The organism is Flavobacterium sp. (assembly GCF_027533505.1).
Classification (GTDB): domain Bacteria; phylum Bacteroidota; class Bacteroidia; order Flavobacteriales; family Flavobacteriaceae; genus Flavobacterium.
In genome coordinates, this window is record NZ_JAPZUB010000017.1 from 1 (window position 1) to 11,885 (window position 11,885).

The following is an 11,885-nucleotide window of genomic DNA, read 5'->3' on the forward strand; positions in this document are numbered from 1 at the left end:
GTGTTCAGTGTTCAGTGTTCAGTGTTCAGTGTTCAGTGTTCAGTGTTCAGTGTTCAGTGTTCAGTGTTCAGTGTTCAGTGTTCAGTGTTCAGTGTTCAGTGTTCAGTGTTCAGTGTTCAGTGTTCAGTGTTCAGTGAAAAATTTTACTAAGGTAGTTTTTTCGCTCCGAACTTTTCCGGGTGGATGATCATGTAGCCAATCAATTTCCCAATTTCATTGCTTTTAGCAACTAACAAAGTAAATGTTTTTTGATCAATGTAATCGCATGCTAGGGCAAATTCAAACCAACATTGTGTCTCGGTATTTTCGGTATCTGCATCCGAAAGTTTACTGATAAAATGTTTTGGATAACCTCTTTTTCGATAGGCTTCGGCGATATTTGAACAGGTACTTCGCGAACTTCGTCTTATTTGGTCCGTTAACGAATACATTACTTCTTTCGGGAATGAACGTGTTACTTCAAAAATTTCCATAGCGAGTTCAAACCCTTTCTGATAAGCTAATAAATCTTGAAATCTGTGCATATATACTATTTTTAGGCGTTAATAATAAAAAAGAAATAGTTGTTAAATCATATTAGAAAAGTACGTAATAAAACTTCTAAGCGCACACTGCAAACGGAACACCGTATACTGTATACTGTATACTGTTTACTGCATACTGCATACTGTTTACTGTTTACTGTTTACTGTTTACTGCAAACTGCAATCAAGACTTATTTTTCTTTCTAATATTCTTATAAAATTTGAAGCCGAGCATAATGAGTATTGAGAATCCAATAATCCCCACCACTCCGTAAATCCAGTCGATGGCATTTTTTAAGATGACTAAAAACACAACGGCAAAAAGGATAATGGTAGCGCCTTCGTTCCATAAACGCATAAAGTTGGAAGAATAGCGGGTGTCATCGTTTTGCAACTGCTTGTAAATTTGATGGCATTTGAAATGATACGCCAAAAGAAGCACAACAAATCCCAGTTTCACTTGCATCCAAGGCATGTACAACCACTCTGGATTCAAATGAAGTAAGGTTAGGGCAAATAACGTCGCCAACACCGCACTCGGCCAAGTGATGATATACCACAAGCGATAGGTCATGATTTTGTATTGCGCCCCCAAGATTTCTTTTTCGGGAGAAGGTTTGCTTTGCGCTTCAATTTGGTACACAAATAACCGGACAATGTAAAAGAGTCCGGCGAACCACGTAATCACAAAAATCAAGTGCAAGGCTTTGATGTTGTTGTAGAGATCCATTTTTTATGGTTTCAAGTTTCAAGTTTATTTCGCTTCGCTACATCAGTCGGCTGAAGCCTCGTGTCAGGTTTCAGGTTATTTAACTTGAAATCTGAAAATCGACACCTTTATTATTTACTCCAATCCTTAACCCAATTGGCCACCACTTGACACCATTCGTCTTCATCGTTTAAACAAGGAACGGCAAAAAATTCCTCCCCACCGTTTTCGATAAATTCTTCGTTGGCACGCATGGCGATTTCCTCCAAAGTTTCCAAACAATCCGAGACAAATGCTGGGGTAACTACGGCCAATTTTTTGATCCCTTTCTTCGGCATTTTATTGATTTCGACATCGGTGTAAGGCGTTAACCATTTGTCACCGGCCAAACGCGATTGGAAGGTTTGGCTGTATTTTCCTTCAGGAATTCCCAACAACTCTACTACTTGTCGCGTCGTTTCATAGCATTGGTGACGGTAGCAAAATTCATGTGCCGGAGACGCCGTGACACAGCATTTGTTGTCAATAGTACAATGCGATTTGGTCACATCGGTTTTGCGAATATGACGTTTCGGGATGCCGTGGTACGAGAACAATAAATGGTCGTATTCAAAGCCTTCCAAATGGTTTTTGATCGAATGGGCCAAGGCTTGGATGAAATCGGGTTTGTTGTAAAAGGCAGGCACTTTAGTAATCGTCATTTCGGGGAAATGTTTTTGTTGCAGTTCGTCCGCCAAGGCCCAAATAGTGGTTGTAGAAGCCATCGCATATTGTGGATACAACGCTAATAACATCACATCCGTTACGCCTTTGTCTTTCAATTCTTGCAACCCTTTTTGAATCGTCATGGTACCATAACGCATCGCCAAGGCTACGGGTACGTCAACTAATTTTTCTACTTTTTGGTGCATTTTTTTGGAAATCACAATCAGAGGTGAACCTTCATCGGTCCAAATTTGACTGTAGGCCTCTGCCGATTTTTTGGGACGGGTTTGTAAAATGATGCCGCGTACCAACAAAGCTCTTAATAAATAAGGAACGTCAATAACGTATTTATCCATTAAAAATTCATCCAAATACGGCTTCACATCTTTTGGGGTTGGACTTTCAGGCGAACCAAGATTGACTAATAATACTCCTTTCATTTGTAGCAATTTATTTTTATAAAACTTCTTTTTTGAATTTGTGCTTTAGGGATTCACTTGTAAACTCATCAAGTATTTTTTGGGCGTGGTGCCAAATTTCTTCTTAAACGCCGCTATAAAATGACTTCCCGTACTGTATCCCACTTTGAGGCCTACTTCATTGACATTATACGAACCGCTATCCAATAGTTTTCGGGCATAATCCATTTTGTAATCAAACAAAAAGCCGTAGACCGTGTCGCCGTAGATTTGTTTGAACCCCATTTTTAATTTTTTCAAATTCAAACCCACTTGATCGGCCAATTCCTGCAAACCGGGCGGTTCGGCCATGTTAGCAATTACGAGTTCTTTGGCCTTGCGGATTTTTAATACATTCTCTTCATCAATCAAAAACGGACACTGTTCGGCATTCGGGTCTTCCGAGCGGTTAAAGTACAAACTTAGTAATTCATATCCCTTTCCTTTGTAATAGAGATTTTTGATGGAAGGATTGAGATTGTAATGAAAAAGTTGACTCAACACGATGGCCATCGAAGGACTAATGTTGTGTTCTTTATAATATTTCTTATCGATGTTTTCCTCACTCAGAAACGGAATATTTTCAGTGTCGGAAGAAAATAATTTGTGTAGCTTTTTGATCGAAATCAAAATCGAAATCAACCACGTATTGGGGGAAACTTCCAATTGAATCGGCAATTCTTTTTGGGGATTATAAAAAAGTAATGATTTTTCCTCCTTTAGCTCCAACGCATAATTCCCATCGTTGAAAACGAATTTGGCTTTCCCCTTTAACCCAAAATGGAACTGTATAAGTCCTTGCGACACGGCGCGTTTTACAGGATAATTCTCCGTTCCATCATTTTGAAAACGAATCAACAAAAAGTCTTCTTCAATTTTTATTTCTTCTAAAGAACCCATAGCGATATTTTTTCGTATATGATACCCAACGGAAGGCAATCTTATTATTTAGAATGAATCTACATAATGTCGTTGTCAAGCCCCGTGATTGGTACAAATTTAAAATAAATAACGGAAAAAGTTCGAATCGTGTTAGAAATTACATCAAGCGACATAAAAAGTCCTTAGAGCGTTATTTTTTAAATTTGGTAACCCCGTAACTTTGTTGAACTTTTAGGAAAGAGCCCCTACATGGAAAACGGAATTAAGATTAAACATTCCTCCTTTTATGCAATTGGATTGAGCTACAAGAAAGCCGATGCTGAGACGCGTGGTCGTTTTAGTTTGGATGCGGTGGCTCAAGCGAAGCTATTACAACAAGCACAAGAAGAAAATATAGAGTCGTTAATTGTAACGTCTACTTGCAATCGAACGGAGATTTATGGTTTTGCCCAACATCCTTTTCAACTGATCAAATTGTTGTGTGAGAATAGCCGCGGAACGGTCGAAGAGTTTCAAAAAGTAGCCTACGTATATAAAGGGGCTGATGCCATTAACCACATGTTCCGCGTGGGAACCGGATTGGATAGCCAAATTTTAGGCGACTTCGAAATTATCAGTCAGTTGAAAATTGCTTTTGCACAAAGTAAGGAAGAACAATTGGTGAATGCTTTTTTGGAGCGTTTGGTCAATTCCGTAATTCAAGCCAGTAAAAAAATAAAAACGGAAACTGAAATTTCTACCGGTGCTACTTCCGTTTCTTTTGCGGCAGTGCACTATATTTTCAAAAATGTAGAAGATATTTCAAATAAAAACATCTTGCTTTTTGGAACGGGTAAAATCGGGCGAAATACCTGTGAAAATTTGGTGAAACACACCAAACACAGTCATATCACTTTAATTAATCGTACCAAAGATAAAGCCGAACGCTTAGCGCGTAAATTGAATGTTATCGTCAAAGATTACGCCGATTTGCAATTGGAAATTCAAAATGCCGATGTATTGGTCGTGGCAACAGGCGCTCAAAATCCAACAGTGGACAAAGCGATTTTGAATCTAAAAAAGCCGTTGACGATTTTGGATTTATCCATTCCCAAAAATGTACATGAAAATGTGATGGAAATTCCCGGGGTAACTTTGGTACACATGGATCAATTAGCACAAATCACCGACGAGACTCTAGAAAACCGCAAACAACATATTCCGGCGGCTGAAGCAATTATAGAAGAAATTAAAGAGGAGTTTATCGCGTGGACCAAACAACGTAAATTCGCGCCAACCATTCATGCTTTGAAAGCTAAGTTGAATGCGATTAAGGAAGGCGAATTGAATGTGCAACGCAAAAAAATGTCCAATTTCGACGAAGAACAAGCGGAAATTATAACCGCTCGCATCATACAAAAAATTACCAACCATTTTGCCAATCATCTTAAAGATGAAAACACACCCGTCGATGAAAGTATCGAGTGGATCGAAAAAGTGTTCCAATTGGCATCCTCTGAAAAATAAGATGAGTAAAACCCTACGCATCGGAACCCGAGACAGCGAACTCGCTCTTTGGCAAGCCAAAACGGTAGAAAAACAGCTGAACGATTTGGGTTACCGCACCGAAATCATTGCTGTGAAATCCCAAGGCGACTTGGTGTTGGATAAACCGCTCTATGAACTCGGAATCACCGGAATTTTTACCAAAACATTAGACATCGCCATGATCAAAGGCGAAGTGGATATTGCTGTGCATTCCATGAAAGATGTCCCTACCGCTTTACCACAAGGAATCGTGCAAGCCGCGGTTTTGCCACGTGCCAATGTGTTGGATATTTTGGTGCATAAAGGTTCAACGGAATTCCTTGAGACTCCCGCAACTATTGCCACAGGAAGTTTACGCCGTCAAGCACAATGGTTGCATCGGTATCCGCAACATACGGTTGTCGATTTACGGGGTAATGTCAATACGCGCCTGCAAAAATTACACGACAACGCTTGGAGTGGAGCCGTTTTTGCCGCCGCTGGATTGGAACGCATCAACTTGAAACCACAAACCTATTTGGCTTTGGATTGGATGATTCCAGCGCCAGCACAGGGAGCAATGGTAGTGGTCGCCATGGAAAATGATAGCCACGCCCTTGAAGCTTTAGCCCAATTGAATGATATAGAAACCGAAGTGTGTACCGCCATCGAACGTCAATTTTTACGAACGCTGGAAGGAGGTTGTACCGCACCAATCGGAGCTTTAGCAAAATACGATGAAGCCAACGACGAAATCCAGTTTCATGGTGTTTTATTGTCGATTGACGGTCAAGAAAAATTGGAAATTCAACGCAATTTCCCCATTAATGAATGGAAAAAATTGGGATTCCATTGTGCCAAAGAAATTCTAGATAATGGAGGGGCTGCCCTAATGGAACGCATTAAAACCCAATTGAAGAAATAAAAAGAATATACGTTCTTACAGCAAATGAAAACCCTCCTGTCTACCAAAATCCTGACTTCAAACCAACGCCAATTGTTGGTAGATGCTGGATTTGAAGTGATAGAAAAGGAGATGATTGTGATACAACCGGTGTCCATTCCCACTTTTGAACCCCAACAAAAGCTGCTGTTTACCAGCCAGCAAGCGGTAAAAAGTGTCGTGGAGCAACAGCTTGTCCTTCAACCGGAAAAACATAGTGTTTTTTGTGTAGGTGAAAAAACACGAAAAGCATTGGAAGACTCCGGATTTATAGTGCGTGCCTCGTTTGAAACGGCAGCAGCTTTAGCGACTTACCTGCTGGAATCGGAGGCCACTGATTTCGATTTCTTTTGTGGAAATCGCCGTTTGGATACGCTGCCCACCATGTTAATCGCTAATGGGAAAAATGTACGTGAAATCGTAGTGTATACCACGGTAAATCAATCCGAAAAAATAGAAACACCCCTACACGGCATCCTGTTTTTCAGTCCGTCGGGTGTGGAGAGTTTTTTAGAAAAAAATACGCTGGAGGACCTTCCTTGTTTTTGCATCGGCCCTACAACAGCTGCCGCATTACACGGGATCACTCAAAATGTTTACAAAGCGTCAATTCCCACTGTGGAGGCTACGCTACAACTCAGTATAGACTATTTTAAACGCTGAAAACATATTCGGCTAAACGATAAATTATGATTAAAAACGACCTTTTCTTACGTGCATTAAACAATGAAAAAGTAGAACGTCCACCCGTGTGGATGATGCGTCAAGCTGGACGCTATTTACCGGAATTCCGTGCACTTCGCGATAAATATGATTTTTTTACCCGTTGCGAAACGCCCGAATTGGCGGCAGAAATCACGGTACAACCTATTCGTATTGTTCAACCCGATGCCGCGATTTTGTTCTCGGATATTTTGGTTGTGCCACGCGCTATGGGTATTCATGTCGAATTAAAAGACAATTTAGGACCAATTATTCCGAATCCTATCCGCACAATGGAGCAAGTCGACCAAGTTTTTGTGCCGAATATTCAGGAAACCTTAGGCTATGTTATGGATGCCGTGAAATTGACAAAAGAGATGTTGAATGATGAGGTACCGTTAATCGGTTTCGCCGGTTCACCTTGGACAATTTTCTGTTATGCCGTAGAAGGAAAAGGATCGAAAAGTTTTGATACAGCCAAAGGATTTTGTTTCTCCAATCCCGTGGCCACACATACGTTATTACAGAAAATCACCGACACTACCATTTTATACTTAAAAGAAAAGGTAAAAGCAGGCGTCAATGCCGTACAAATTTTTGATTCATGGGGGGGCATGTTGTCGCCTACCGATTATCAAGAATTTTCATGGAAATATAGCAACCAAATTGTAGAGGCTTTAGCCGATGACACTAAAGTAATCGTGTTCGGAAAAGGGTGCTGGTTCGCCTTAGGAGAAATGGCCAAATCCAAAGCTTCGGCTTTAGGAGTAGATTGGACCTGCTCTGCACGAAATGCTCGTTATTTAACCGGTGGACATATTACCCTTCAAGGAAATTTTGATCCAAGCCGTTTGTTGTCGCCCATCCCGACTATTAAGAAAATGGTTCATGAAATGATTGACGAATTTGGCAAAGACAACTATATCGTAAATCTAGGTCACGGCATTCTACCCAATATTCCAGTTGATCACGCCAAAGCCTTTATTGAAGCGGTAAAGGAGTATAATCAGTAGGCAGTGGGCAGTAATCAGTGTACAGTAGGCAGTGAACAGTAGGCAGTGAACAGTAATCAGTGTACAGTAGGCAGTGTACAGTAGGCAGTGAACAGTATCAGCATACTGCGACTGAAAACTAAATTTTATGAAAGAACAATTTCTATCCTATATCCATACCCTTCAAGACCAGATTTGTTCCGGTCTCGAGGCCATTGATGGTGTAGCAAAATTCCGTGAAGATCTATGGGATCGACCCGAAGGCGGTGGTGGTCGAACGCGCGTTATTGAAAACGGCCCCGTTTTTGAAAAAGGCGGTGTGAATATTTCGGCGGTTCATGGCAAATTGCCCGAATCGATACAGCAAATGTTTAAAGTAGGAGAAGCCGATTTCTTTGCGTGTGGATTGAGTTTGGTTATACATCCCAAAAATCCCATGGTACCTACGGTACATGCCAATTGGCGCTATTTTGAAATGTATGATGACCAAGGTGAAGTGATGCAAAGTTGGTTTGGCGGCGGACAGGATTTAACGCCGTATTATTTGTTTGACGAAGATGCAATCCATTTTCACCAAACCTGTAAAAACGCATGTGACGCCCACGATAGTTCCTTTTATCCCAAATATAAAAAACAATGTGATGCCTATTTTTGGAATGCCCATCGCAAAGAAGCACGGGGTGTGGGCGGCTTGTTTTTTGATTATTTAAAAGCCGACGAACAGTACTCCATGAACGATTGGTATGGTTTTGTGACCGAAGTTGGAAACAGCTTTTTACAAGCGTATGGTCCTATCGTCGAACGTAGAAAAGATCTACCCTATACGGAGGCGCAACGCACTTGGCAGGAAATTCGCCGCGGCCGTTATGTCGAATTCAATTTGGTTCACGATAAAGGCACGTTATTCGGACTCAAAACCAACGGGCGTATCGAATCCATCTTGATGAGTTTACCGCCACATGTGCAATGGGTGTATGATCATCATCCGGAGGCAGGTAGCGAGGAAGCGCGATTGCTTGATGTGTTGGAAAAACCTGTGGATTGGGTGGTTAGCGATTAGCTTTCAGCCATCAGCAATTAGTTCTTATTATTTTTTAATGTTAAGTTAGTTATAGTAATGAAAGATTTCAGAACATTGACAGTATGGGAAAAGTCACACCAATTGACATTAGCTATTTATCATGTTTTAAATCATTACCCAAAGGAAGAGCTTTTTGGATTAACAAGTCAAATGAAAAGATCTTCCAGTTCTATTCCAACGAATATCGCTGAAGGATGTGGCCGTAATACCGATAAAGATTTTGCCCGATTTTTAATTATGGCTTTTGGCTCCGCTAATGAATTAGAATATCAAATAATATTGAGCAAAGATTTAGCATTTATCGATAGCCAAACAAGTAATTCACTTTTACTCCAAGTGGAAGAAATCAAAAAAATGTTGAATGCTTTAATAAATAAATTATCAAAATAAAAAGGGTTGTCACTTTATGCTAATTGCTGAAAGCTAATAGCCAATAGCTAACCGCTAAATACTAAAAAATTATGTTTCCATTACAAAGAGGAAGAAGATTACGTGTGAACGAGAGCATTCGTTCTTTAGTTCGCGAAACGACATTAAGTCCGGCCGATTTTATGTTCCCCATGTTCATTGCCGAAGGAGAAAACTATCGTTCGGAAATTCCATCCATGCCGGGAATTTTTCGCCGTTCGTTAGATTTAACGGTAGAAGAAGTCAAAGAATTATTTGCTTTAGGTATTCGTGCGGTTAATATTTATGTGAAAGTCGATGAAAGTTTGAAAGACAACACCGGCAAAGAAGCCTGGAATTCTGAGGGGTTGATGCAGCGATCCATTCGTGCCATCAAAGCCGCTTGTCCCGAAATGATTGTGATGCCTGATGTGGCCTTGGATCCCTATTCCATTTATGGTCATGATGGCATTATTAAAAACGGCGATATTGCCAACGATGAAACCAATGAAGCCTTGGTAAAAATGGCCGTTTCGCATGCCGAAGCCGGAGCTGATTTTGTGGCACCCAGCGACATGATGGACGGACGTGTGTTGCGCCTACGTCAAGGATTGGACGCAGCAGGATTTCATCATGTGGGGATCATGAGTTATTCCGCTAAATATGCTTCAGCGTTTTACGGTCCCTTCCGTGACGCCCTAGACAGCGCCCCAAAAGAAGCGGATGTGGTGGTTCCTAAAGATAAAAAAACCTACCAAATGGATTATGCCAACCGTATTGAAGCGGTAAAAGAAGCCCTTTGGGATGTGGAAGAAGGCGCCGATATGGTGATGGTCAAACCCGGAATTGCCTATTTGGATATCGTGCGTGAAGTAAAAAATGCGGTGAATGTTCCTGTGACTGTTTTCCACGTTTCTGGGGAATATGCCATGATTAAAGCGGCAGCCGAACGCGGTTGGTTGGATCACGATAAGATTATGATGGAGCAGTTGATGTGTATCAAAAGAGCAGGTGCGAGTTTGATTTCGACTTATTTTGCCAAGGAGGCCGCGCTATTGTTGCGTCAGCAATAGTCAATTCATTATTCTTGAAATTACAAAAATGAATAAGTATACCTGTGTAAAAAATATAGCCATGAAAAAAGCACAAATGTTTTGCATGCTAACGCTTGCTTGTATCGCGGTATCCTGTGGCGGTGACCCAAAGAAAACCGACAATAGTGCCCCTGAAGTCAATCCAGAAACCACGATGGAAAAAACCAAAACAAAGGCTGATTTTCCTCTAGCAGAACAGGGTAAAACATTATTTGAAGGCGAAGGAACCTGTGTGGCATGCCATAAACTAGACACCAAAGTGGTAGGACCCAGCATACAGGAAATTGTAGCCATATATAAAGCTAAAAATGCCAGTATTGCTGCTTTTTTAAATGAAGAATCCGAGCCTATTGTTGATCCGTCACAGTACAGCATCATGAAAGCGAATTTTGCCATAACCAAAAACATGAAGCCCGAACAACGGTTGGCGTTGGAGCAATACATGATGGGTTTGGCACAGTAAAATAAGGCAACAAGTGTAACAAAATGCAAGAATTCGCACCTTATTTTTTTCGTATTTTGTGCCCATGAGCGCAATCGAAACCGTTACCATAGCCACTCCATTAGGATTTGCTAAAATTTCAGGGAATTCCGAAGGCCTTCAGTCGATTTGTATTGCCGATGAAGGCGAAGCGACTGCTGAAATCCCAACAACACTTTTGGATGTAGTGCAACAACTTAGAGAATATTTTGAAGGAACACGAACCGAATTTCAATTAAAACTCAATCCGTCAGGCACAGCGTTTCAGCAAAAAGTTTGGGGCGCCTTACTTCAAATTCCCTATGGAAAAACACTTTCCTACCAACAATTAACCCAGCAGTTGGGCGATCCCAAAGCAATTCGGGCTGTAGCAGCAGCCAACGGGAAAAATCCGCTTTGGATAATTATACCGTGTCATCGCGTGATTGGCACCAATGGCGCTTTGACGGGATATGCTGGAGGTTTATGGCGAAAGAAATGGCTGCTGACTCACGAGCAAGGGGAATCGCAACAACGGTTGTTTTAAAAATGCAAAAAATAACGTACCTTCGGCTAAAATTTATAAGCCATGTTAGATAAAATTAAATTAGAACACATCTTGTTTCTCGACATTGAAACAGTTCCCCAAGAAGAATTTTTCACCCAAATGGATCCTGAAATGCAAGCGCTTTGGGAGCAAAAAACGCAGTACCTGCGCAAGGACGAATTTTCCCCTGAAGCGTTTTATGAGCGGGCAGGTATTTGGGCCGAATTTGGAAAAATCGTGTGTATTTCTGTTGGGTTTTTTCAAATCAAAGGCGACATTCGGAATTTTCGAGTGACTTCTTTTTTTGGAGAAGAAAAAGAATTACTCCAAGCCTTTAATAACCTGCTGAACAACCATTTTAATGGACCGCAGTATGTGTTATGTGGGCACAATAGCAAAGAGTTTGACATTCCTTTTATTGCGCGAAGGATGATCATCAATGGTGTTTCTCTTTCTAGTAAATTGAATTTATTTGGAAAAAAACCTTGGGAAATTCCCCATTTGGACACGATGGAATTATGGAAGTTTGGCGATTATAAGCATTATACTTCGTTAAAATTATTATCCAAAATTTTAGGCATTCCCACGTCCAAAGACGATATCGATGGAAGTCAGGTGGGCGAAGTATTTTATAAGGAAAAAGACATCGATCGCATCGTTACCTATTGCGAAAAAGATGTAGTCGCGGTGGCTCAAGTCGTACTTCGTTTCCGCAATGAAAATTTACTCATTCCAGAAGAAATTTTACATGTATAAAAAAGAAGCCGTCTCACAACTTGAGACGGTTTTTTTTTACGTTTTTTCTTGCATAAAAGAGTTGCAATTTGTATATTTATATCTGATTTACAGATGATTAGACATGAATTTCAAACACTACAATCAACGTCAAACCACA

14 protein-coding genes are annotated in these 11,885 nt (G+C 40.8%); 10 read left to right on the forward strand and 4 right to left on the reverse strand.

Going from position 1 to position 11,885, the window contains the following annotated elements; all coding sequences use genetic code 11:
- Positions 1-146: 146 nt before the first annotated feature.
- The 4 genes from O9316_RS04300 to O9316_RS04315 form a co-directional block, all read right to left on the reverse strand.
- A complete protein-coding gene (locus O9316_RS04300; RefSeq protein WP_298205594.1) occupies positions 147-524 on the reverse strand; it encodes a four helix bundle protein in 378 nt (125 codons plus the stop codon).
- A 184-nt stretch (positions 525-708) separates the two neighbouring features.
- On the reverse strand, positions 709-1,254 hold the full coding sequence (locus O9316_RS04305) for a CopD family protein (RefSeq protein ID WP_298205595.1): 546 nt from the start codon (positions 1,252-1,254) through the stop codon (positions 709-711).
- 110 nt (positions 1,255-1,364) lie between these two features.
- The gene (gene hemH, locus O9316_RS04310) at positions 1,365-2,378 is read right to left on the reverse strand and encodes a ferrochelatase (protein ID WP_298205596.1); all 1,014 of its coding nucleotides are present in this window, start codon (positions 2,376-2,378) and stop codon (positions 1,365-1,367) included.
- A gap of 45 nt (positions 2,379-2,423) precedes the next feature.
- Positions 2,424-3,296, reverse strand: coding sequence for an AraC family transcriptional regulator (locus tag O9316_RS04315; RefSeq protein ID WP_298205597.1), 873 nt, complete (start codon positions 3,294-3,296; stop codon positions 2,424-2,426).
- Positions 3,297-3,527: 231 nt separating this feature from the next.
- Between O9316_RS04315 and hemA the strand changes: the two genes are divergently transcribed.
- The 10 genes from hemA to O9316_RS04365 all read left to right on the forward strand — a co-directional run bounded on the left by hemA (position 3,528) and on the right by O9316_RS04365 (position 11,746).
- Entirely contained in the window at positions 3,528-4,784 is a 1,257-nt protein-coding gene (gene hemA / locus O9316_RS04320; RefSeq protein ID WP_298205598.1) for a glutamyl-tRNA reductase, read from the forward strand.
- A 1-nt stretch (position 4,785) separates the two neighbouring features.
- Entirely contained in the window at positions 4,786-5,709 is a 924-nt protein-coding gene (gene hemC, locus O9316_RS04325; RefSeq protein ID WP_298205599.1) for a hydroxymethylbilane synthase, read from the forward strand.
- Positions 5,710-5,733: 24 nt separating this feature from the next.
- Positions 5,734-6,390 carry a uroporphyrinogen-III synthase gene (locus tag O9316_RS04330; protein WP_298205600.1) on the forward strand — a complete coding sequence of 219 codons (657 nt, stop codon included), beginning with the start codon at positions 5,734-5,736 and terminating at the stop codon, positions 6,388-6,390.
- Positions 6,391-6,416: 26 nt separating this feature from the next.
- Positions 6,417-7,442 (forward strand): uroporphyrinogen decarboxylase, encoded by a 1,026-nt coding sequence (gene hemE / locus O9316_RS04335; protein ID WP_298205601.1) that lies wholly within the window; start codon positions 6,417-6,419, stop codon positions 7,440-7,442.
- 127 nt (positions 7,443-7,569) lie between these two features.
- Positions 7,570-8,481: an oxygen-dependent coproporphyrinogen oxidase gene (gene hemF, locus O9316_RS04340; RefSeq protein WP_298205602.1), complete on the forward strand. Its 912-nt coding sequence runs from the start codon at positions 7,570-7,572 to the stop codon at positions 8,479-8,481.
- A gap of 57 nt (positions 8,482-8,538) precedes the next feature.
- Entirely contained in the window at positions 8,539-8,892 is a 354-nt protein-coding gene (locus O9316_RS04345) for a four helix bundle protein (protein WP_298205603.1), read from the forward strand.
- 71 nt (positions 8,893-8,963) lie between these two features.
- Positions 8,964-9,962, forward strand: coding sequence for a porphobilinogen synthase (hemB, locus tag O9316_RS04350; RefSeq protein WP_298205604.1), 999 nt, complete (start codon positions 8,964-8,966; stop codon positions 9,960-9,962).
- Positions 9,963-10,023: 61 nt separating this feature from the next.
- Positions 10,024-10,446 carry a c-type cytochrome gene (locus O9316_RS04355; RefSeq protein WP_298205605.1) on the forward strand — a complete coding sequence of 141 codons (423 nt, stop codon included), beginning with the start codon at positions 10,024-10,026 and terminating at the stop codon, positions 10,444-10,446.
- 73 nt (positions 10,447-10,519) lie between these two features.
- Positions 10,520-10,990 carry a methylated-DNA--[protein]-cysteine S-methyltransferase gene (locus O9316_RS04360; RefSeq protein ID WP_298205607.1) on the forward strand — a complete coding sequence of 157 codons (471 nt, stop codon included), beginning with the start codon at positions 10,520-10,522 and terminating at the stop codon, positions 10,988-10,990.
- 42 nt (positions 10,991-11,032) lie between these two features.
- Positions 11,033-11,746 (forward strand): 3'-5' exonuclease, encoded by a 714-nt coding sequence (locus O9316_RS04365; RefSeq protein WP_298205606.1) that lies wholly within the window; start codon positions 11,033-11,035, stop codon positions 11,744-11,746.
- Positions 11,747-11,885: the final 139 nt, after the last annotated feature.

What these genes read in the sequence shown, in the direction of transcription:
- hemA (WP_298205598.1), top strand. Translation starts at nt 3,528, where the DNA reads ATGGAAAACGGAATTAAGATTAAACATTCCTCCTTTTATGCAATTGGA.
- O9316_RS04330 (WP_298205600.1), top strand. Translation starts at nt 5,734, where the DNA reads ATGAAAACCCTCCTGTCTACCAAAATCCTGACTTCAAACCAACGCCAA.
- hemC (WP_298205599.1), top strand. Translation starts at nt 4,786, where the DNA reads ATGAGTAAAACCCTACGCATCGGAACCCGAGACAGCGAACTCGCTCTT.
- O9316_RS04315 (WP_298205597.1), bottom strand. Translation starts at nt 3,296, where the DNA reads ATGGGTTCTTTAGAAGAAATAAAAATTGAAGAAGACTTTTTGTTGATT.
- O9316_RS04305 (WP_298205595.1), bottom strand. Translation starts at nt 1,254, where the DNA reads ATGGATCTCTACAACAACATCAAAGCCTTGCACTTGATTTTTGTGATT.
- O9316_RS04355 (WP_298205605.1), top strand. Translation starts at nt 10,024, where the DNA reads ATGAAAAAAGCACAAATGTTTTGCATGCTAACGCTTGCTTGTATCGCG.
- hemE (WP_298205601.1), top strand. Translation starts at nt 6,417, where the DNA reads ATGATTAAAAACGACCTTTTCTTACGTGCATTAAACAATGAAAAAGTA.
- hemB (WP_298205604.1), top strand. Translation starts at nt 8,964, where the DNA reads ATGTTTCCATTACAAAGAGGAAGAAGATTACGTGTGAACGAGAGCATT.
- O9316_RS04345 (WP_298205603.1), top strand. Translation starts at nt 8,539, where the DNA reads ATGAAAGATTTCAGAACATTGACAGTATGGGAAAAGTCACACCAATTG.
- hemH (WP_298205596.1), bottom strand. Translation starts at nt 2,378, where the DNA reads ATGAAAGGAGTATTATTAGTCAATCTTGGTTCGCCTGAAAGTCCAACC.
- O9316_RS04365 (WP_298205606.1), top strand. Translation starts at nt 11,033, where the DNA reads ATGTTAGATAAAATTAAATTAGAACACATCTTGTTTCTCGACATTGAA.
- O9316_RS04300 (WP_298205594.1), bottom strand. Translation starts at nt 524, where the DNA reads ATGCACAGATTTCAAGATTTATTAGCTTATCAGAAAGGGTTTGAACTC.
- hemF (WP_298205602.1), top strand. Translation starts at nt 7,570, where the DNA reads ATGAAAGAACAATTTCTATCCTATATCCATACCCTTCAAGACCAGATT.